Consider the following 17,611-nt stretch of genomic DNA (forward strand, 5'->3'; position numbering starts at 1 on the left):
AATATTTGGATTTTAACTAAGTTTGGGGGTTTAAGTTCCCTACTTCTAGAGGCAGAAAAAATTGAAGCCTAGCTAAATCCCCATCACAAAATGTAATTATGAATTATAAATTATGAATTATCGAATTAAGGGATTTGTAGCAGTTCCAAAGAAAGCTATCCGTCTAGTACTACAGGGTGTTGGTAATCGATTTGACTACTTTTATGACCGTCTTTGGCAACCCCAGGAACCCCATCAAACGCAATTAGTATTGATTGGACGGGAGCTTGAGCAGGTTCGCATTAAGCCATTGCTGCTACGGGAGGAAGTCAATGCGACCATCCAATAGTGTCTGGCAAGGAAATTTTGGCTACTGGCAAAATAGTTTTATTCATAATAATCTGCTGGTAATCGGTTACACAGGATGGAAGGGATTTCAGTCATTTGGGCGGGGAATTGTTATTTGTGATGTGGATACTAAAGTTACTCAGTCAACAATTACAAACTTTGATACAGTTCCCTTTACTCTCCAATTTCTCCCCTGGGATCTGATTGGGTTTTACTTGCGATCACAATCACTTAACTCATCTATAATCTCATCCATTTTCCCAGCAGTCGCAACATACAATCCCCATCAAGATATTCTTCTGGTGCTAAAAGTTGAACCTCAGATTGAGGTTACTTTTTTACACCAATTAAAAATTACTCCACCCGATTGCTACGAACAAGTTTGCAAGCGTTGGTCAGAATTTCAACCAAGCTTAATGCCCTAATACTTAGTTTATTCCTCAATACTCAAAGCACAATCAAGCAAGATTCCGAAACCTACTCGCTACCAAAATGCGGCGATAGATTATTACATGGGACTCACAAATTCCGACTATCTCCGTTTGTACGAGGTGCGCTATCCTACATTAGGCGGCGCTGTCAAGTCAATGCTACCAGTTATTTCAACTTACCCCAAAAAGAACTTCAGCCGCTAGGAGAAAGTTTTATTTAATGGAAACCGCAGTGAAAAAGTCGGATTTTGTCCTGAGTCCTTACATGAACAGCAAGGACTTGCGGGCAACTTGTCAAATTCTGAATACGGTTGTGCCTTATGTGGTTTTATGGTTTTTAGCATACAAAGCAGCTGCTATTTGTTTTTGGTTGCTTGCGCCTACTATAGTTTTGATGACGCTGTTTTCAGCGCGTTGTTTTTCTTTAATGCATGATTGCGGACACTATTCACTCTTTCGTTCAAAAAGGGTTAATCAAATTATCGGTTTTATTCTGGGGGTGATCAACGCGATCCCTCAATATCCGTGGTCAAGAGGACATGCCTATCACCACAAAACCAACGGTGATTGGCAACGCTATCGCGGTCCTAGTGCATTACTCTCTACTGAGGAGTTTGCTCGCCTTAGTCCATCTGCCCAAAGGCGTTATGAATTACTGAGGCACCCATTCATGATCTTTCCGGGAGGTTTTTTCTATGTGGCGATTAAGCCAAGACTCGCCCTGATTGCCGGAATATATGATTTTATCACTCATCTACTGACTTGCTTGCAGCAAGATCCTTTTATGGATTTACCTCGAATCATCTCCTCTCATAAGTCTAGAAATTGGTACACTGCGGCTGAATTTTGGCATCTGTTGTTCAATAACATTTGTGTAGTCGGCATCTGGATTTTTCTGGGGTATTTACTTGGATTTGGTTTTTTCGTGAGCGTTTACTCAATCACGCTAACTTGTGCTGCGGCAATCCTCATCTGCGTCTTCTTTGTTCAGCACAACTTTGATGGCTCTTACGCCCACAAAACTGAAGGGTGGGACTATCTTGAAGGAGCAATTAAGGGCAGCAGTTATCTGAAGTTACCCACCGTTTTAAAGTGGTTTTCCGCCGATATCGGCTACCATAACATTCATCATCTTTGCGACAGAATCCCCAATTACAACCTCCAAGCTTGCCACAATCAAAATATTCATTTGCTTAGAAGTGCAAAAACGCTGCGAATGGTAGATATTCCTGATTGCTTCAAATACATTCTGTGGGACTGTCCTTCCAATCGCCTCACGTCGATAGCATCGTTTCGTCAAGCGGCACAATCCATCGACCTAGAGAGAGCCAACGAAGCGTAAAGCTTCTATGTTTACTGGGGTAGTTCCTTTAGGTGAGTGAGGAAATACTACAAATAAAATCTCAAATTAATGCATTGATGGCTCGCTACAGCTTCCTCAAGCCAGGGATGTTTTTTGTGGATTTAGAAACGGGTAACTATTTTGATATTAGTGGCGACAAAGTATTTCCCGACCTAGCGCAGACTACCTGCGGCAACTGCTCGATACTGACTACTTTATTGTGATCACTGCATTGAAAGAAAGTGAGGTCGTTGGCGGTCTTACTGCATAAGAGCTTAAAAAGTTCGAGCAGGAGCGCAGTGAGATTTACATCTACGATCTCGCTGTTGCCCCCGCACACCGACGGCAGGGGATCGCAACGGCATTAATTCAGAAGCTAAAGGAAGTAGCAGCAGCTTATGGAGCTTATGTCATTTTCGTCCAAGCGGATATTGGTGATGATCCAGCCATTAAACTTTATACAAAGCTGGGCGATCGTGAAGACGTGTTGCATTTTGATATAGCAGTTAATAGCGGCAATGACAATACCTAACCTGATCTGGGTAGTGGCTTTTCGAGAAGAGTATAAGGTTAATTAGCTAGATTGGAACTGTCAATACATTATTCGTTAACGCAGTCAGTTTCTTTGTTTGTGCTGTAGTATTTGCGATCGCAGTTCCACGTTCACGTCATCAAGAGTTTAAGTATGAAAAGGTTGAACCAATTGCCGGAATTCGGTTCATTCTCCAGCAGGGTCAACTAATACCATTTCACAAAAAGTATGATACGGATAGTCAAGGAATAAATGAAAGAGCAAAATGAACTCCTAAAACAGCAGTTGATAGAAGCGATTTCTTGTCAGAATCTGCAAGGAATTCAAAAAATCCTAACCATAGCACAATTAGAGGATGAGACAATAATTCTCAAAGAAGCTCTCGTGCAAGTAGAGTATGCAAATTTTGTTTGGTTCTTGCAAGAATACGTAGGTAAAGAAAGTTATCAACAAGCCGTAAAAGATGTATCGACAAGCATGACTCAAAAACTAGTTCAAGGAGGTTTCAAGCCAGGGGTTGATTTCAACTTACACCCAGATGGTAGGATGTTGGCATCAAATGAGGCAAATGAATATTTAGAAAATTATCATTATAAACAACTAGAAAATAGCCAAATTTCTGTTGTAGCTCATGCACTACCAGAGTCAATGCAGATGTTAGAAAAAGCTTTAGGTGTGCGATTTTTTGAGAATCTTGGGAGGGTGGCAGCTAAACGTTTAGCCACAATGGATGATGCGACAGCCAGTATCTATGGTCTATGGCTGATGCAAGGGATCGGTGGTCGTCATCCATTGCTGGAAAAAGATTTTTGTGATTGGTTCATGATTGAGATTTGTGGTGAGCGATTGTCAGCCTTAGCATCAGCCGAGATTCAAGGTTTGGAGTTTAATGGCTTAGTGGTATTTGAAGATTTGTTGATGGCACTGGGCAAAGCAAATGTATCGATAGTGAAACAGAGCGACTTAACTCTTGAAAATTTGCGGTTACTAGATCAAGTTTGGACGGGAGAAAATATGCGAGTGTTTGAATTAATTTCAATCTTGGAAAAAGATGGCGGACGAGATTTTTAATCAAAATGCGCTCGCTACGGCAATTGTGCGGATTTATGAAGTTAGCTAATTAATAAGTCCCGCACAAACACGGATTCATTCTTGCTGCCTTTCAGTAAAACTGCATTATACAAGTTTTGAAGGTGGATTTATGGCTGATACTACAATGCTAGATAACCGTATAAATAAGCAAATAAAATTTGAACCGTTAGAAGCGATAGTAGCAGCAACAGAAGAAGAGTCAGTAATATTAGCCGAAAAGCTCACACAAGTGGTAATTCCTTTACCCGTATTGTTACAAGCACTGAATATAGCAAAATACAATAAGGCAGCAGCTTTCCGGTATGCTGACAAATACCTAAAGAATATCAAAAACTCGAAATGGGTTATTATCAAAGCGGCTTGAAATTTTTGATGAAACACTCGGTTGGATATCTTTCTCCTGATATAAATTCTCAGTTTTCATTATTCCAAGCATTGAACTTATATTTAATTGGAGAATTTTGGAGTAATTTTTCAATTCCTTTTCGGATCAGCTCTGGTGGAACTCCGTCTAATTTCAACTCGGTTTGGATAAACTCATCAATGGAACTGGCTTTCGTTTTCTCCAAAAGCGCCAACATCTGTTGAGCTTGGGTTGTTGGTGTGCTTGACTCTTTAGTTTCAGCTTGAGAGGTTTGCTTATTACTTGGTGCAGAGTCAATAAAGTTTTTGGTATCCCGGTCATAACCAGAGAAATTCTTTAACAGAGGCATTGGTATCCATTCATTGATGCCGCCGTAATAAACTGCTCGACCGACTGGTGATTGTGCAGCAATCTCCATTACTTGGGTTGAGGTAATCTTGCGATCGCTGGGGATGAGTTGAGTGGCAATCATGGCGTTGTAAGCTGGGACGTTATCAGGATGAACCAACGCTACAGACGTTAACTGCGATCGCAGTCCGCCAGAAATGCCCAAGTCGTCAGTATGGGGATTTTGCACAACAATCCAGAAATGCCAACCGGAACTATCGCCGCAAGAACAGTAAGAGATGATTTTGTCTTTGAGCCAACCAATTTCACCCTTGGTATTTTTAAATTTGGAACAGACAGCCGTTCCTTCATCCAAAATAATCAGCTTGGAGCCAGAGATATTTTGAAATTCGGTAAAGCATTCTTTGACCCATTTAACGGCTTCGACCGGAGACATTTCTAGGATTTTAGCTCGTTTAAAAGTATCAACACGACCTTTGAAATAACCGGTTTCTTTCTCGTCACCTTTCGGGTCAATATAAAAGATGTGTATGCCAGGATGCAGTCGCTTAATAGCATCGATTGCATTGCTAATGGTGATACCCTTGCCAGAACCAGGGACACCAACCCACAGCATATTGGTAACTTTCTTAGCAATATGCCCAATTAGGTCATACTGCACTTGGGGTTTAGTGGTGTAGATGGAGATATCGGTATTGACTGGAGGGGAAGAAGCACTTTGCATGGGAGCAGAGGGCATGGGAGAAATTTCCCCTGCACTCTTAGCATTGTGCCCTGTTTCCTCTTCAAACCTTGCTCCCACAGCATGATTTGGTAATTGAGCAAATCGAGCTTGTGGGATACCAAGATTTTGCGGTTGTATGGCCTCTTGAATAACTGTTACTTGTTGGTAGTTAACTCGTGGGTCAATTGTCACTTGCGCTAAATGCCCAGACAATTGCTCACGGGTGGGAAACTGCCCACGTAGCTGAATAAACCAATCAAGTAACCAACGGTAAGCGTAAAATCGTTTTCCTGACCCAACAGCACCCAGGTATTCGCATAAAACATGAGAAGATTGCTTGAGCATAGCAAACTCATATTTAGACATTGGCTGCAAATGAAGCATCAAGTCAGCAATTTCATTTTGGTTAGCGAAATATTCAGCCCGTGCGACGCTATCACCCATTGCAGAAAGGAAAGCAAAGAAGTCACCACGAATAAAAGGGATGGGTGCAAATTGATGGGTATCGTTTAAGTCCTGAACAATTGACCAAAGATAACCAACCCCTGCAACAACCGCACCGATTGGAGCAAGAGGAGATGTAGCATAGCAAACCGCACCAGTAAGGGCGGTGGCCAATGTGATGAACTTAGCGAGATTCATCTCGTTGCGTTCATCTCTGGCACGAATCAACAACTGGTCTTGTCTTTCTTGTAGCCAAGAGGCGATATTTCCAGCTTCCAAATACTCAATACTGGGGTAATCGCCACGTAAAAGTGCCGTTTCTTTGGTTCCTAGTATTGGTATTTGTTGCTGCATGTTCTTTTCTCTTACTTAGTTAATTTCCAAATGTTGTAACCAATCTCACCAGCCATCATTGAAGCTACGTTGTAAGCAAAGCAAGCCAAGATCACACCAGGGTTCGTGTAGCGAAAGGGATTACGACCAACGAAGGTAGTAGTCAGATCAAAAACCCAGAAAAACAGTGCGATCGCTCCCCCTGTATGACGTTCTTTCATGCCAGCAGCTTTGTAATCGCCCCACAATGCCACTGTCAGGTCGATATTCCCATTTGGTTTACTGCCGAGTGTGTATTGTTTTGATTCCTCAAACTCGTTCTTGGCCTGTTGTGGGTCTTTACCACGTAAGGTTCGGGCTTCCATCACTTGCACTAGTGCAGAGATGCCAAAACTAATCCAAAATAAGGGATTCAATAAGAGTTGTAACCAACCAAGCCAGCCAATCCATTCAGTTTCAAACCAGGGAAAAATCGGTTTTCCCTGAAATAAAACCTGCCAAATGCTATCAGTAGAAAGGAGTGTACCAATCCAGAAACCAATTGCACCAACAAGCTTGTATCCGGGTGTGCCTGGGGTAACGAATTGGGCAATGATATGTGAAATAAAGATGACTGGCAGTGAGATTAATGCCACAATCCACCGAGCTAATAATTCTAGGTAGTCACTCCCTCCTTTTTTTGGCTCTTTTTGTGGTGATGATTCTGGTTTCGGTTGTGAATTAGATTTGTTTGGAGTGAGATATTTCATAAATCAATTGGGTGAATCTTTAAGTAGTGGCGAATTCTTACAAGCATTTTTGAATCGATATTTCCATTTCCATTGCCTCTGTTCAATTCGCCCAATACATAAACCAGTTGAGTCATACACAAAAACTGTCTCATCTTCTAAATAACCTGTAGTGTCAGGTCTAGGGTTACGCTTTTTTGAGTCTAAATAGTTCCTGATTCGTAACTTACTGAATGAGGGCGTAACTCCAAGAGAGTTAATTTTGTCGGCGGTCGCTGCCCTTTGCTCGGCTTTAATGCGTTCTAGTTCTTCAGACTCACGAATAGTAATGCCACTGTTGTAAGTCTTAAATTGGGCTGGTAGTTGTGATAACCAAGGACTTGCGATTAACCCCATGCCCAATAATCCCAACATCGCTTGCTTCTGATATTTCATTGTTGAAGCTCGTCGATACTTTGTGTTGTCTGGGGTGGCGGTGCATTAATAACACGAACATAAACAGACAGCCCAATACAAACTAGAAAAAAAATGACTAACAATCCGAAAAGATTCTCCTTGAAGAACTTGCGCCATTTTAAGCTGGAGATTGGAATTTCTCGCTCAACAAAGAGCGTGTCAAATTTTTCAGATCCTGAATCGTCGCAGGTCGTGTAGACTTTTTTTCTGATGTCGGCACTCCTAATTCGTCTAAAAATGCTTTTGGGTCAAAACCAACAGTTGCAGCAGTAGTGAGGGTTTGAACTTGTTGCTTAATCTCATCCCCAGTCTTTAACCCGTACTCTTGGGTAATTTGTTGCCTGATTTCGGGATTTTTAGCCAATTGATAAATAAACGCTATTTCATCAAAACCTTGCTCTGTGCGTCGCTGTAATGAACGAGCATCAAGTTCACTCGTGATTTCATCGAACAATTCTTGCTCAAACTCATGAACTGCCAGCGCTTGAGCAACAGTCTTGCCTGCCACAATGTCCAAGAATGCCTTAAACGTTTCGCGGCTGACTCCTTCTACTCGTAATTGTTCAGTGGCCATGTCCATAGCTCCCGTCTGTATATTCGCTAAATTGCCGCTACCTCCTAACAGCTTCGATTTGTTGAGGGTTGCTTGCGCTAGATTGAACAACCTTTCTAAGCGATCGCTAATATCTACGGGAAATTCTTGAGCGTTCGGATCAACTGCTGGATCTGACTGAGCCAGTTGTTCTAATCCAGCAATAATTTGCTCTGGGCTGTAGCTAGCACTCAATAATTCAAATAATTCTGCACGGGTGAATATGCTATTCGACATGATGTATCTCTCCTAAACCGTATGATGTGAATCTAAGTTGTTCTTGTTCAAAGTTGCTGCGAGTATATTCACCTTTGTTAGCTTCAATAATGGCCTCAACAAGGGGCTTTTTATCAATGCCTTGAACAATGTCAGAAAACAATTCGCCAATCTTTCCTACTACCCATACTTGATACGTTGTCATTAATGGCGCACGTAGTCTCTTTTCTTGAGCAAAAGCTTTCATTCTTAAGAGTATTAATCTATACTCTGGAACAAGTTGAGCTACTTCTGTCCACCGTTCTAATGTACGGGGGCAGATGCCTAAAATTTTAGTTGCTTTGGCTTTTGACATCGGTAAAAGCAAGAAATTGACTCCCGATTGGCTTGGTTTTTGATGAAAAAGTTGTTCTCTCCATTGTGACTTCATGAACTTAGTCAAATCCGTGTCAATAGTCTCAAAAAGATAGTCAATATCTGTGTCAATCTCTGTATCAAGACCATTGTCAATATCTGTATCAATATTGATGTCCATGACAAACAACTATTGACTATCTATTGACTTTGCTCTTTTATAATAAAAAACCCGCATCAAAGTGGGTAGTGTCTGTGTGACCTTTTTTGATTTAAGAAGCACTTAAATATAAATCTAATAAACCAAAATGATTTAAGACAGATTCTTTTGGTTGTTGGTAACGACTACTATGCTCGTCAGCCAACCAGTGCTTAAGAGTTTCTGGTGGATAATCGCTTAGTTCATGAATCTCGGACACCGATAATCCGTGCTTCAATTTAAATTCTTTAGGATGAATCCGTTTCACCTTCAATAAGTGTTTGTTTGACATAATGCAATTACTTATAAAATCTTTCATTCGATGCGTTTTGATGCAGCGATACCGAAGGCACAATTTTTGTACCTTCGGTAAAAAGCAAGCAGACCATGAGACTCTGCTCGACCTCAAACACGGTAGCATCAAGGCTTTGGGACACGCGGATGATTTCGATGAGGCTCAAAACTCTAGTAATGCCGTGAAAATAACTGTCTCATGGTCTGCTCAATCCCTTGCCCTGACTGATTCCGCGCCTCTATGAGAGAGAAAATTCATTTTTTTGAATTTTGCAGAAAACCCCGGTTTTTGGCTCTTTTATCTAAAGTGGGTTTTTCTATTTGTCCTGTGGTCATTTTTGAAGCCTGACCCTGTTTGACTAGCACCGAACGCAAGTACTGCCGACAAGCTGCTTCTCCCCGACAGATCAGAATCCGCAGCGCCTGTATTTCCTGTATTGGAGAAATACAAATTTCAGCAATGGCTGCAATCAGATTTTGTTGCTTCTGTATATAATCTTGATGCTGCTGCTCTAACTCTTGAATCTTGGAGTTAAGCTGTTGTATTTGTCGTAATGCTTGCGTCAGGGACGATTCTTTATTTTGAGAGCGATTATCTAGAGTTAACGTCATTTTCTTACTCCTCTAAATTGAGATTCTTCCTGTTTACTGTTGAGTGGCTTGTTCCACCTGAACAATTGCGTCTACTACTTCTCCCAAAATATTAAATGCATCATTTAAAACCACATCGTTTGATGTAGAAAAATACTCGGACGATTGAAGCCTACGATAATCCTTACTACTCCCTACAAGCCTCAATGTATATTGACAACCTTGCAATATAGCTCGAATCTCTGATGTGGTTAATTTAATTTCCATCGTTGTTCCTCCTAAAACTTGTCCTGACGAATACTGAAACTCGCTCCAATCAAAGCACTGCCCAAGAAAGCTGAAAAGCTCACCAACATTCCCCCCAGGCAAATATTTTTCTGATGCTGCCAATATTGAGAACTTGTAGCAATCTCCATTCCCCAGCAGCCTGTTGCCCCTACTCCTGCAAATCCGGTAATTAGCAGAGAGACAATTGCAGTTGTTTCTATGGTGCGGTCAATGAAAATCCTGGGGTTGAATCTTTTTCTAGTCCGGCGGCGAAGAAGCAATTTACTCTTGTGGTCTAATTGGGATTGGTAAACAACTTGTTTGTGGCTAGTCATTTGGCATCCTCCAATTCAACAAAAAATCCTGCACCAGTATTATTAATCTTCACTAACTTTCGATTGACCAGTGTTTGAATCACGCTAAGACTAAACTTGATACTGCACAATCGTGCGCTACCTCCACAACGATCAAGATACTGTAGGCATAGTGAGGACTGGTCAGTAGGGGCGGGATGAGTGGATTTTCTCGGCATAATCTTGACTATGACTCTATGATTTCTAAATGATGTGGATTGAAAAAAATTCCTTGACCAGGCGGCATATCTGAGAAATGAACACAAACCATGCCGTGTCCTGAATACTGGATGACTGTACCTGTTTGCCCTAACCTTGTGTCTTTTTCTGCAACTGTTTTAATAACTTTGACAACTGAATTAATTGGTGGAAGATTAGCCATTTTTAATCCTTTAATGAACAGCTTATTATTGATTAGTAATTTGAGTTTTCGCCGATACCATATTGCCATTTGAGAAAACTGACGGGAGTACAGATTTCTGACCAATCACAAGCTCCCATTGGGGCATTCCAGTCTTGTCGATATTCCTCTCCAAAATACCCTAGTCCCCAATGCCAATCGTCATATTCCGGCTGTGACTCCCATCCGAACCAGAGAGCAACATTCACTTTAACCAGGTATAAAAACTTAATCATCCATCCACCACTGTAATCAGAAATAAAATCGTAAAAGTCTCCTAGAAAGCGTTCATTTGTTAATGCAATTAAATCTATTCTTGACCAAAGATTCATCTTTTCCATTTTCCTTCTAATTTGAAGTATGATTTCTCTTCTCAATTCAATTCAGGCAATTCTGCAAGCGCTCCTTCCATCCATGCGCTAATTGCTGTTGTTTCATCTACTCCTCGTGCTACAGCGTCAACTACGTGCTTTTGATAAGAGTTAACAGTATGATTAGGATGTCCAAACTTATTACCAGCCCAAGCTAAACACATAGTCTTCACTAATTCATCAATCTGAACAGAATCAAGCTCACTTGGACTCGTAACATTTCGAGAATGCAGCCATTCTTTCACCAAATCGAGTGGATAATTTAGAAGTGTGCGAACTTCTTTGACTCGCAAATCTTTTGGGCTTATTGATGGCGGAGTTACAGCTTGTTTTGGTGGCTGAACTCTAGGCTGTTGATTGTCTTTGCGGGGTCTAATGTTATTCTGGGGCTGTTCAGGCTTTTGAGGAGTAGTTGCGCCTTCAGCATCATTATTTTCATCAGCCGTGACTGATAAAATTGCACAAACCGCATATCGTCGTGCATAAGTTAATGCTGCACCAAACTTTTGAGAGTCACCAATTTCAGGTAAAGGATAAGTACTGGTGATACTCTCTCCAGATTCGCGAAAAATATGAGTCCGTAGCACGGTTTTAGCTTCAAAGATTTCAGTGGTTTGAATTATTACTAATCCATGTTTACCAAGCGCATGAGTGACAGCATCCAATACAGCGTCTAGTGTTGCATATTTACGCTTGTAGTGAGGATTAGTACCGTCTTTTTGAATGGGGTTAAACTCTGCCTTTGCTTTGATTAAAGCTTTGATTAGTTCTTGCATTGTCTAGTCCTCTCACTCTACCAATCGTTTTCATTGATATCACCAGACACTTTTTTGTTAGACTTAGCTTTATTTATCTGAAACTCTGAGGCTTTCAAGACAGGCATTGCCGCTTGTTTTACTGAAGCTTTGGCTTGATGATAGAGGAATTGGGTTATTCCATCCGCGTCTTCCCCATCCTCAACTTGCGCCCAGAGAGAGCAGCCTATTTCCAGCGATTCATAGTCGCCGAGATTGAATTTTCTAGAGTAACTAACAGATACAGTTGTAAATTTCATTTTGGTTATCAATTTTCTTCGTTAATATCAACCATTTCAATGCAGTGTCTTGTACATAAATCGCTAGCTTTTACACCAATAATTCCTGGTTGAATTTCATTAGATAATTCTTCAATCATTGAATGAAAGCCAGGGTCTTCATCATTTATTTCTACTTCAATCAAACCTGCATCATTCGATATAACAGTTGCCCAAGTTGGCAAATCTGGAGGAATACTTGTTGCGTAGAGTTTCATGATTTTGATTCCTGATTAAACTTGATTTCTACGATTTCTTCAACACAACCCATTGCCTCGCTCAAATAATGCAGGACATCGCCCAAGTGAGTTGCTGCTTCTGGGTCAATCTTCTTGTCTGCAATCAACAAAAGCCAGTTTTCGTTTTGGGCGATCGCCTGAATCTTTGCGTAGCACGAGTTAAATTCTTGTAGGATTTCTATCGGTTCCATTGGTATATTCGATGAATTGTGTTGTTGCATTCGGATAAACTAATAATTTAGTTTTGCTCCTCGCCATACAGGTGGGTCTGTCCTGCCCACCCGTTTCCTTACTCACGCTGCAACTAAATCTCTAGTTTCTGGCACGTATCTTTTTAACCTTTCCCACTCCTCAAAAGTTAGCGAATCGAATTCTTTATCTAGTAACTCTTCTTCCGTGGGTCGTTGTTCTGTAGTCGCTGTAAAGTAGCCTGTCATCGTCATAAATTCATCAAGCCCGACTGCTGCATCAATCGGCTCGGCGTATCGAAGAGAATCCATTCCGCTAGACCAGTGCGTAAGGTGTTGAAATATCACCCCAATCATTGAATCGCCTTTGTACACTCGATAATTTCTGGGGCAAGCTCCGTCAGCGTAAACCAGCTTGTAGCCAGAAATCTCTTGCACCTCTGCGTTGGGGTCGGTTGGAGGTAGGAGAATTTTCTCTGGGGATTCATCCCAATCGGCTTGTTGAAGAGAAAATGGGCTAATCATATTTGATATGCCATGATGATTTAAATTGTCATAAATTTCGTTGTAGAAGCGATTGCATAACTCTAGGTATGCAATCGCCTTTCTCACTTGCAGTACTAAGGATTTCTTTCACCTCTGCATTCGCATCTGTAGCAGGTAGGAGAATATTTTCTTGACACTCATCTACTTCAAGCAAGAGGTTACTTGCTCTACTTTGTGTCATGATTCTGTTCATTAACGATTAAGCTTGAAGGCGATTGCATAACTCTAGGGGAAGCAATCGCCTTTTCTACCTTCAGCAACTTACGCCGCTACTGCCGCTCGGACTCCCAACGATGCAATCACATCTTTGGCACTGCCAGCAACCCGATTTACCCCGTACTGTCTTGGTCGAGCGTACCAACCTTCTTGATTGCACCCGACGAAGCCGACAAAATGCCCGTCTTGATAGAGTTTGGTGCTAAATGATAACCAGTTAACTTCGCCGTGATATAGACCAAAAACAGTGCAGACTTTTTCCAATTCATCGTTTAATCGTTCGTTACGTTCTAGTGGGGTTTCTGGTAGAGTCCCTTTGACCTCTGCAACTCTTGTAGCGAACCAGTTGTGTTCAAAGGGTAGCCGTCCGCCACCGACTAATTGCACCCATACTGTGATTCCACCTTCAATCCAGATGGTGCGAACTGATTCGGGTTGGACTTCGATAATCTCGCCAATAATGCGGCGGTCACGAGATGTTAGGGGGTCTTTGGTTGGCGCTACAGCTTCGGCTTGGGATTCGAGGTGGGTGTACAGTTCTGCTTGGGCTAGGGCTTGCTCGTCTCTGCAAGGGGCATCAGCAAATGTGATTAGTGTGTTGAGATTGAAGCTTGGAGGTGCTTGCTCTGTATAGGTTGAATGCGTCATAATTATATTCCTGACTCATGCTTTGGGTTAGGTTTTCACAAAGGGCGATCGCTTCGTTGTCCAGACTGCGGCGGTCGTCTTTTGTTTAGGCTTATAAATATAGTATAGCGTCTGTTATCCCAATTGTCAATACATTGGGATAACAAAATATAAATGCCTGGGAGTACACTTGTTAATACAAGGGTTTCGCTGATAGCGTTGATCAAGAAAAGAGGAAAGTACTATGACTGAATCAAGGCTAAATATCAGGATTTCACCAGAAAAGAAGGATGCTTTTTACCAAAAGGTCAAGGAAGAAGGTAAGAATGCTACCGATGTCCTGCTTGATTTAATTGAGCAATACCTGGGTAACAAAGCTGAGTCTGGCGATATTGTGGAGCTAAAGCACAGAGTCGCAAAATTAGAAGAGTTAGTATTGGGGGAAACTGCCGCCTGAGAGAAGAGAACGAATCTCTCAGGCAATTACTAGAAAAACTAAAAGAAATGCTCAAGGAAAAACCCGCCAATCAATAGGCGGGTTTACTGCTTTAAAGGTGTTGCATCTTTTGTGATGATACTGTGCTACCATTTGGGATAACAGACATATTCTGTAAAAGTGTCACATCCCACATGGAAGTGGCGCATCTGTACCACCTGTGAGAACAGTTGGCTACAGGCAGTAAACAGGGGGTATAGCTAGTTCCTCTACACCTCAAAATATGCTTTGTGCCTTTCAAAATTTGGAGAAAACTAAACCCCTTGAGTTAGTGCCTCAAAAACATTGCTCTTTGGTCAGTCTCACAAATTGCACAGTTCATGATCAATAAAACAATATCAAATCGCCCTGTACCATCCACAGTGGCTAATTTCGTTCGCCCATATAAGCAGTTTTTTACGGGTGTATGCAGCACATATAGGTAAAACCATGCTGACACTAAACCGTTCCGAGACAACATCAGCACTCGATTACAGCAACCTCAACACCAGCATCCAGGAAACCTTCACCGCCATTGATAGGTTCGAGTGGCAGGCAATAGAAGAACTGCGGGTGATGCGGAATAACGGCTATTACTCTGATGCTGGTTATGCCAGTTTTGAAGATTATTGCGAAAAAGAACTAACCAAGCACGGTGGATATCGCCGGGTCAGAGATTTGCTGTCTGCGAAGAAAGTAGTTGATACTCTGCCAGAGGAACTCAAAGACAAGATTACTAAGCCTTCTCAAACTCGCTCCTTACTCCGGTTGGTCAAAACTCCTGACAAGTTAGAGCAAGCTGTTGCGATCGCAGCCAAAGAAAAACCCTTCCCCACCGCCGCCGATTTCGCCAAAGCAGTGCAGCAGGTTGCGCCAACAGTTAAACGCGCCGCAAAAAGCGAAAACCCTAAAACGCAATTGTGTAATTCTGTCACTGTTTCCTCACAATTGCATCCCCGTTATGGCGAATCGGGAGTGATTGAGGCAGACGCACCCAATAAGTATCAGCAGATTGTTACTTTCAGCGATGGCGAGAGGCTGCTTGTAAACAATAGTGATTTGGATGCCGCAATTGTGTCCGAATCGAGTGAGCGTAGATACCCCAAAGAATATTCTGAAGCGATCGCCCAAATCAAAGAACAGCATCAGCAAGAGTTAGAGCGTCTAGAGCAGGAATTGAGAATTGGGCTACAAGCAGAAGTATCGGCCAGAGCAGAAGAACAAGTAAGTGAGCAAATCCAATCTCTGCAACAACTCTTTAAACAACAGAAAGAAGAAAATATCCAATTACAGCAACGGCTCTTGGAGATGGAGGGGCTAAGGAAATTGGAGGCTGAGAATCAACAACTCAAGCAGCGTATTCAAGATTTGGAAAACGCAGTACAAGAACATCCTCAACAGCAGTGGGGGAATACCATAACCCAGCAAGCTACCAAAGCGTTGAATAAGCAGGTAAAACAAGCCCTGGAAAAGACAATTGATCTGCGATCGCTAGCTGTTGAACCTCCTAAAGAGAATGCCCAGGAATGTCTGCGGCTGATGGGCATGGCTTTGAAAAACCTTGCCAGCGCAATGAACAACACCCAAGCGCTCGAAGCTGCGGCAATAATTCTGGGGAGTGAACCTATACAATCCGCGATCGCATATCGAGCTGAACAACTGGAAATGCTTCCCCAGGCGGTGAATGATATTAGGTCAGTGCTAGCTAAACCTGGGTGTACGTGGCATGAGTTTTGGAATGTTGCCCAAGAGTACGAAGTGATTAAATCAGACTACTGGACGGAATTAAGCACACAGGAAACAGATTTAATTACCGCACTCCAGAAAGCATCCTCTCAACCCGACACTATTAGCATTGGTTCTATCGTTGCCCACGCTGACCCATACCGTACTTTGTATGTGGAGAGGGGTGAGGTGGTAGAGGAATTAGGCGAGGAAGTAGTGGTGGCTTGGGATTGTTGGAAGGAGCAATCGAAAAAGACTGACAGGTATTTTCGAGAGGAATTGCGATTCTGGCAACCTCAATAGGTTTTCTGTAACTCGGTGACTTTTTAGACAACCAAATACAAGTACCAAGCCCCGCATCACAGTGGGGGAAATTTCCGTGCGTCAATATAAAGAGGAGATTGTAGAATGACTGCAACCATTACCCGTCCAAGTCCAAAAAGGCTGTTGCCAATAAACAGCAATCCCCATATAAAAGGCTTCATGTAATTATTCCCATCGAAGACATGCTATGGGCTTCGCAGCAAAAGCCTTCAGTCAATCAGCTATGGCAGGAGTGCTGGACGGCTGACCCCTACGGTTCGCGGTGGATGCCTTTGACCTCAGCTTTGGGATACAGTACTTTTATCTCGGCGAAGAAAATTCTCTCTGACAGTGGACTATTCATTTTCAAGCCGGACAAGTCAATTCAGGATGGTCGGGAGACAGTGAAGTGGACTGTCAAAAATCTACATGGAAGCAGAATTAAGGATTTTTGGGAAAAAGGGGATTCTACGAAACGAGAACTAGATGCTGAAAAACGAGAATTAAATGCTGGGGACTCAGAGATAGATGCTGCCCCTGAAGAAATGGGTGCTTTGTATGAAGCATCTATTTTAGGTCAAAGTCAGTCAGAGCATGGGTTTCAAAAACCCTCACGAACTGTTCAGGAACAGCTAACGAACTCTTCAAAAGAGTTCGTTAGCTGTGTCTCTGACACGCTTTATGAGATTTTGCCCTGTGAGGAGACGGCTCACGCGCCCTTGGGGGGCGCGTCGCCTCAGTCTGTTCAAAGCGTGTCAGAGAAAGAGAAGGACTTGCCTGTGGCAATGGACTGCACGACGCTAACGCTTGCGGATAATTCACTGAGTAATCCCGCTTCGTTGTTGGCTGAAAACCAGAATTGTGGCGTTGAGTCGAAAGATTGTCATGAAGGTGCTTGTTCCGCCGTGCCTGTGGCTCAAAATGAAAAATCTTTAAATTCTGCGATGCCTGCGGTGGGCGTAGCCATCGCTAATCAAACTCAGGGGCAGGTAGAACAGGAAAATTCAGTTTCGGGTGGAGAAATCGAAACAGTTGATGAGGATGAAAGTTCCGCCGCACTTGTGCCAAATCCCGAAAAGTGGTCACATGAAGCGATTGTTGCGCGGTCAAATGCACGACCGGAGCGGATGCAGAAACTCAAAGTTGCGGGAAATTCGGGGCAAAATCCGAGGTTTGATTTCTTGCTCTCGTGTTGGAGTGATGATCCAGCTTTGCAGATTGTGATTAAAAAACTATTGGCGAAGTTTCCGCAGTGGGGTATTGCGATTGTGGATGGGGAGTTGATGGAGTGGAATGAACAGCGATGACCATTTCAATTACTGACATATTCCAGGACTCGTTACGCCGTGATTGATGGTGTTAAAGCTAGGGGAGAAAAAGCCAATTACAGTACACAACGTATTAAATTTAATTCTAATGGCTCTAGTTAAGTTTTTGTTACATAGTTATAAATTTTTCCGCC

At 42.4% G+C, this 17,611-nt stretch carries 27 protein-coding genes and 2 pseudogenes; 11 read left to right on the forward strand and 18 right to left on the reverse strand.

Annotation, left to right across the window (positions count from 1 at the left end; all coding sequences use genetic code 11):
* Nucleotides 1-118 precede the first annotated feature (118 nt).
* The 7 genes and pseudogenes from GTQ43_RS32785 to GTQ43_RS32815 form a co-directional block, all read left to right on the forward strand.
* Nucleotides 119-328 (forward strand): annotated as a pseudogene (locus GTQ43_RS32785) (GTP-binding protein); the annotation flags it as partial.
* Nucleotides 312-752: a hypothetical protein gene (locus tag GTQ43_RS32790; RefSeq protein WP_265276911.1), complete on the forward strand. Its 441-nt coding sequence runs from the start codon at nt 312-314 to the stop codon at nt 750-752. The pseudogene GTQ43_RS32785 and the gene GTQ43_RS32790, both read left to right, overlap by 17 nt.
* Nucleotides 753-978: 226 nt before the next feature.
* On the forward strand, nt 979-2,100 hold the full coding sequence (locus GTQ43_RS32795) for a fatty acid desaturase (protein WP_265276912.1): 1,122 nt from the start codon (nt 979-981) through the stop codon (nt 2,098-2,100).
* Nucleotides 2,101-2,132: 32 nt separating this feature from the next.
* Entirely contained in the window at nt 2,133-2,324 is a 192-nt protein-coding gene (locus tag GTQ43_RS32800; RefSeq protein ID WP_265276913.1) for a hypothetical protein, read from the forward strand.
* Nucleotides 2,270-2,632, forward strand: a pseudogene (locus tag GTQ43_RS41900) (GNAT family N-acetyltransferase); the annotation flags it as partial. The gene GTQ43_RS32800 and the pseudogene GTQ43_RS41900, both read left to right, overlap by 55 nt.
* A gap of 252 nt (nt 2,633-2,884) precedes the next feature.
* A complete protein-coding gene (locus GTQ43_RS32810; RefSeq protein WP_265276914.1) occupies nt 2,885-3,703 on the forward strand; it encodes a hypothetical protein in 819 nt (272 codons plus the stop codon).
* Between the two features lie 130 nt (nt 3,704-3,833).
* On the forward strand, nt 3,834-4,088 hold the full coding sequence (locus GTQ43_RS32815; protein WP_265276916.1) for a hypothetical protein: 255 nt from the start codon (nt 3,834-3,836) through the stop codon (nt 4,086-4,088).
* Between the two features lie 49 nt (nt 4,089-4,137).
* Here GTQ43_RS32815 and GTQ43_RS32820 read toward each other — a convergent pair whose 3' ends face one another.
* From GTQ43_RS32820 to GTQ43_RS32845, 6 genes are all read right to left on the reverse strand, one after another.
* Nucleotides 4,138-5,958: a hypothetical protein gene (locus tag GTQ43_RS32820; RefSeq protein ID WP_265276917.1), complete on the reverse strand. Its 1,821-nt coding sequence runs from the start codon at nt 5,956-5,958 to the stop codon at nt 4,138-4,140.
* Between the two features lie 11 nt (nt 5,959-5,969).
* A complete protein-coding gene (locus GTQ43_RS32825; RefSeq protein WP_265276918.1) occupies nt 5,970-6,686 on the reverse strand; it encodes a hypothetical protein in 717 nt (238 codons plus the stop codon).
* Nucleotides 6,687-6,689: 3 nt separating this feature from the next.
* Nucleotides 6,690-7,100, reverse strand: coding sequence for a hypothetical protein (locus GTQ43_RS32830; protein ID WP_265276920.1), 411 nt, complete (start codon nt 7,098-7,100; stop codon nt 6,690-6,692).
* Between the two features lie 139 nt (nt 7,101-7,239).
* Nucleotides 7,240-7,950, reverse strand: coding sequence for a hypothetical protein (locus tag GTQ43_RS32835; protein WP_265276921.1), 711 nt, complete (start codon nt 7,948-7,950; stop codon nt 7,240-7,242).
* A complete protein-coding gene (locus GTQ43_RS32840; RefSeq protein ID WP_265276922.1) occupies nt 7,940-8,464 on the reverse strand; it encodes a hypothetical protein in 525 nt (174 codons plus the stop codon). Before GTQ43_RS32840 ends, GTQ43_RS32835 begins: the two co-directional genes overlap by 11 nt.
* 91 nt (nt 8,465-8,555) lie before the next feature.
* Nucleotides 8,556-8,774, reverse strand: a complete 219-nt coding sequence (locus GTQ43_RS32845) for a hypothetical protein (protein ID WP_265276923.1) — start codon at nt 8,772-8,774, stop codon at nt 8,556-8,558.
* Between the two features lie 40 nt (nt 8,775-8,814).
* On the opposite strand from GTQ43_RS32845, the gene GTQ43_RS32850 reads away from it, so the two are divergent.
* Nucleotides 8,815-9,021, forward strand: a complete 207-nt coding sequence (locus tag GTQ43_RS32850; protein WP_265276924.1) for a hypothetical protein — start codon at nt 8,815-8,817, stop codon at nt 9,019-9,021.
* A gap of 10 nt (nt 9,022-9,031) precedes the next feature.
* Here the strand turns inward: GTQ43_RS32850 and GTQ43_RS32855 are convergent, their stop codons facing one another.
* From GTQ43_RS32855 to GTQ43_RS32910, 12 genes are all read right to left on the reverse strand, one after another.
* On the reverse strand, nt 9,032-9,388 hold the full coding sequence (locus GTQ43_RS32855) for a hypothetical protein (protein ID WP_265276925.1): 357 nt from the start codon (nt 9,386-9,388) through the stop codon (nt 9,032-9,034).
* Between the two features lie 33 nt (nt 9,389-9,421).
* Nucleotides 9,422-9,634 (reverse strand): hypothetical protein, encoded by a 213-nt coding sequence (locus GTQ43_RS32860; RefSeq protein WP_265276642.1) that lies wholly within the window; start codon nt 9,632-9,634, stop codon nt 9,422-9,424.
* 11 nt (nt 9,635-9,645) lie between these two features.
* Nucleotides 9,646-9,969, reverse strand: a complete 324-nt coding sequence (locus GTQ43_RS32865; RefSeq protein ID WP_265276643.1) for a hypothetical protein — start codon at nt 9,967-9,969, stop codon at nt 9,646-9,648.
* Between the two features lie 205 nt (nt 9,970-10,174).
* Nucleotides 10,175-10,369 carry a hypothetical protein gene (locus GTQ43_RS32870; protein ID WP_265276927.1) on the reverse strand — a complete coding sequence of 65 codons (195 nt, stop codon included), beginning with the start codon at nt 10,367-10,369 and terminating at the stop codon, nt 10,175-10,177.
* 32 nt (nt 10,370-10,401) lie between these two features.
* Entirely contained in the window at nt 10,402-10,719 is a 318-nt protein-coding gene (locus tag GTQ43_RS32875) for a hypothetical protein (RefSeq protein WP_265276929.1), read from the reverse strand.
* A gap of 41 nt (nt 10,720-10,760) precedes the next feature.
* The gene (locus GTQ43_RS32880) at nt 10,761-11,534 is read right to left on the reverse strand and encodes an ERF family protein (RefSeq protein WP_265276930.1); all 774 of its coding nucleotides are present in this window, start codon (nt 11,532-11,534) and stop codon (nt 10,761-10,763) included.
* Between the two features lie 17 nt (nt 11,535-11,551).
* A complete protein-coding gene (locus GTQ43_RS32885; protein WP_265276931.1) occupies nt 11,552-11,812 on the reverse strand; it encodes a hypothetical protein in 261 nt (86 codons plus the stop codon).
* Nucleotides 11,813-11,820: 8 nt separating this feature from the next.
* On the reverse strand, nt 11,821-12,048 hold the full coding sequence (locus GTQ43_RS32890; RefSeq protein WP_265276932.1) for a hypothetical protein: 228 nt from the start codon (nt 12,046-12,048) through the stop codon (nt 11,821-11,823).
* A complete protein-coding gene (locus tag GTQ43_RS32895; protein ID WP_265276933.1) occupies nt 12,045-12,290 on the reverse strand; it encodes a hypothetical protein in 246 nt (81 codons plus the stop codon). The genes GTQ43_RS32890 and GTQ43_RS32895 overlap by 4 nt, the downstream gene beginning before the upstream one ends.
* Nucleotides 12,291-12,362: 72 nt before the next feature.
* The gene (locus GTQ43_RS32900) at nt 12,363-12,782 is read right to left on the reverse strand and encodes a hypothetical protein (RefSeq protein WP_265276934.1); all 420 of its coding nucleotides are present in this window, start codon (nt 12,780-12,782) and stop codon (nt 12,363-12,365) included.
* Between the two features lie 28 nt (nt 12,783-12,810).
* Complete coding sequence (locus GTQ43_RS32905) at nt 12,811-12,984, reverse strand: hypothetical protein (protein ID WP_265276935.1); 174 nt, start codon at nt 12,982-12,984, stop codon at nt 12,811-12,813.
* Between the two features lie 80 nt (nt 12,985-13,064).
* Complete coding sequence (locus tag GTQ43_RS32910) at nt 13,065-13,667, reverse strand: hypothetical protein (protein WP_265276936.1); 603 nt, start codon at nt 13,665-13,667, stop codon at nt 13,065-13,067.
* Between the two features lie 223 nt (nt 13,668-13,890).
* On the opposite strand from GTQ43_RS32910, the gene GTQ43_RS32915 reads away from it, so the two are divergent.
* From GTQ43_RS32915 to GTQ43_RS32925, 3 genes are all read left to right on the forward strand, one after another.
* Nucleotides 13,891-14,103 (forward strand): hypothetical protein, encoded by a 213-nt coding sequence (locus tag GTQ43_RS32915; RefSeq protein ID WP_100903988.1) that lies wholly within the window; start codon nt 13,891-13,893, stop codon nt 14,101-14,103.
* Between the two features lie 468 nt (nt 14,104-14,571).
* Entirely contained in the window at nt 14,572-16,149 is a 1,578-nt protein-coding gene (locus tag GTQ43_RS32920; RefSeq protein ID WP_265277032.1) for a hypothetical protein, read from the forward strand.
* Nucleotides 16,150-16,352: 203 nt separating this feature from the next.
* Entirely contained in the window at nt 16,353-17,456 is a 1,104-nt protein-coding gene (locus tag GTQ43_RS32925; protein ID WP_265276937.1) for a hypothetical protein, read from the forward strand.
* The last annotated feature ends 155 nt before the right edge of the window (nt 17,457-17,611 follow it).

Source organism: Nostoc sp. KVJ3 (genome assembly GCF_026127265.1).
In the GTDB taxonomy this organism is placed as follows: domain Bacteria; phylum Cyanobacteriota; class Cyanobacteriia; order Cyanobacteriales; family Nostocaceae; genus Nostoc.